Source organism: Pedobacter sp. 01T416_2 (genome assembly GCF_056398925.1).
The window spans coordinates 1-2,147 of the sequence record NZ_JBFTQI010000916.1; the positions used below are offsets into that span (position 1 = coordinate 1).

At 38.0% G+C, this 2,147-nt stretch carries 2 protein-coding genes and 1 pseudogene; 2 read left to right on the forward strand and 1 reads right to left on the reverse strand.

What is annotated here, in order from left to right; all coding sequences use genetic code 11:
• A pseudogene (locus tag AC1DPQ_RS25775) lies at nucleotides 1-396 on the reverse strand (homogentisate 1,2-dioxygenase); the annotation flags it as partial.
• A 281-nt stretch (nucleotides 397-677) separates the two neighbouring features.
• Between AC1DPQ_RS25775 and AC1DPQ_RS25780 the strand changes: the two are divergent.
• Nucleotides 678-1,133 carry a hypothetical protein gene (locus AC1DPQ_RS25780; protein ID WP_477585805.1) on the forward strand — a complete coding sequence of 152 codons (456 nt, stop codon included), beginning with the start codon at nucleotides 678-680 and terminating at the stop codon, nucleotides 1,131-1,133.
• Nucleotides 1,134-1,200: 67 nt separating this feature from the next.
• On the forward strand, nucleotides 1,201-2,147 hold a 947-nt coding region (locus tag AC1DPQ_RS25785; protein ID WP_477611314.1), incomplete at its 3' end, for a fumarylacetoacetate hydrolase family protein.

The window sequence follows — 2,147 nt, forward strand, 5'->3', positions numbered from 1 at the left end:
TCCAGAACCTTCATGTATGAAGATCATCTCGTCAGCCTGGCTGTTTTTGTAGAAATAATCGGTCATCGATTTTCTCGGCGCTGCCAAAACGATGTGTAAATCGCTATTTACCAGAACGGCTTTTCTGCTTTTTAGAAAATCATCTTCAGGTTTAATATTGAAACCGATTAAACTCGTGTGTTTCAGGTGTTTTTCGCGTGCAATTTTTGGCTCAACACTGTATGCTTCGCCCAGATGTTTAACAATGGTTGGCGGGTGACAATGATAAACCAATGAATATAAACTCGAAAAACCTTCGGTTGATACCAATTCTTCGGCATAGAGATTTCCATCAGGTTTACGAAAAACCGTGTGACGTTTAGCTGGAATCTGCCCCAATTTATGATAAATAGGCATAATAAAATGTTGTTATGGTTAGAAAAGAAAAAATCCTAATGAATTAACAATCAAAACGGTAATGCGTTTCAATTAAAAAAGAAGATGGAGTAAATATTACAGAGAATATTGAGCCATGATCAGCTTGGATAGCATCTTATAGCGACGGGCAGCAATAGCGTCGTTTACTAGATTAATATGTAATGCTTTTAAGATCATGGTTTTAATGGCACTAAGGTAAGTATTTTATTTAAAAGTTGAAATTTTAATTACCTTTAATTACTTACTATATGATCATCCCGATGAAATTTATTTTTACATGCTTATTTTTTTTAGCCTTGAGCTATGCCACTTTTGCGCAACAAAATGCCAAGTACACCATTAGGGTTATAGACCGAAGTGGAAAAGCCACAAGAGGTTCTTTTTACGCTGCAGCCGATGATGGTTTAACAATTATCAGAAACCGGAAGGATACCATAAAATTAAGTGCCGACAGTATCAGTGCATTATACATTCATCGTAAAGGGATAGCCGCACCGCTTGCCATTGCCGGAGGTTTAACATTTTTTGCATTGGCCGCAAAAAGTGATAAATTGGTCGAGTCGGTGGTGCTTATTGCTGCAGGTGTGCCTGTTGGTGTATCGGGTGGAATGTTAATTGGTGGTTTACTCTCCAACAAAAAACATTATAAAGCACTTCAGGCAAAAGATTTTCCTTTAATTAAATCAAACCTTCAGAAATACACTGTGTTAAAATAATAACGCTTAAGTTTTATTTTGAATGGCCTAATTTCTTAGCTTTACCGCATATTTAACCAAATCATATATGAAACTAGTATCTTATAAAACCGAAGACAGGGAGCATCTTGGTATATTTATTAACGGACATATTTATAACTTAAATAGTTGCGATAAATTGCTTCCAGATAATATGACTACGTTTTTGCAAGGTGGTGAAGTGTTAATGGAAAGAGCAAAAAGGATAGACRATCAAATAAAAGATGGTAGTTTAGCCGCTAAAGAAGAAATTTTTTACGAGATTTTAGCCCCTGTTCCGCATCCTACCAGTTGTCGCGATGGATACGCTTTCAGACAGCATGTTGCTGCGGCACGTAGAAACAGAAAGGTTGATATGATCCCTCAATTCGATGAGTATCCGATCTTTTATTTCACCAACCACAACGCTATTCAGGGTACTGGCGAAATTGAATGTATGCCAGATCATTTTGATAAACTGGATTTCGAATTAGAGGTTGCGATTGTTATTGGTAAAAAAGGTAGAAATATTAAAGCTGCTGAGGCTGATGAATACATTGCCGGTTACATGGTAATGAACGATATGAGTGCCCGTACTTTGCAGATGGAGGAGATGTTGCTGAATTTGGGCCCTGCAAAAGGAAAAGATTTTTCTACGGTAATTGGTCCATGGTTGGTAACGCCTGATGAATTATTGCAATATAAAGTTGCGCCTAAAGACGGACATGTTGGTAATGCTTACGACCTTAAAATGACCTGCCGGGTAAATGGCATCGAAGTTTCGAAAGGGAATGCCGCTGATATGGACTGGACATTTGCCGAAATTATAGAGCGTTGTGCTTACGGTGTAGATATTCTTCCTGGGGATGTAATTGGTTCAGGAACAGTAGGTACGGGTTGTTTCTTGGAATTAAACGGGACTGGTTTGCTTAACGATCCAAATTATAAAGTACAGTGGCTACAGCCTGGTGATGTTGTGGAAATGGAAATAACAGGCCTTGGTGCTTTAACCAATAC

Bases quoted from the DNA above. Each gene is read 5' to 3' on its own strand.
- AC1DPQ_RS25780 (WP_477585805.1), top strand. From the start codon at position 678: ATGAAATTTATTTTTACATGCTTATTTTTTTTAGCCTTGAGCTATGCC.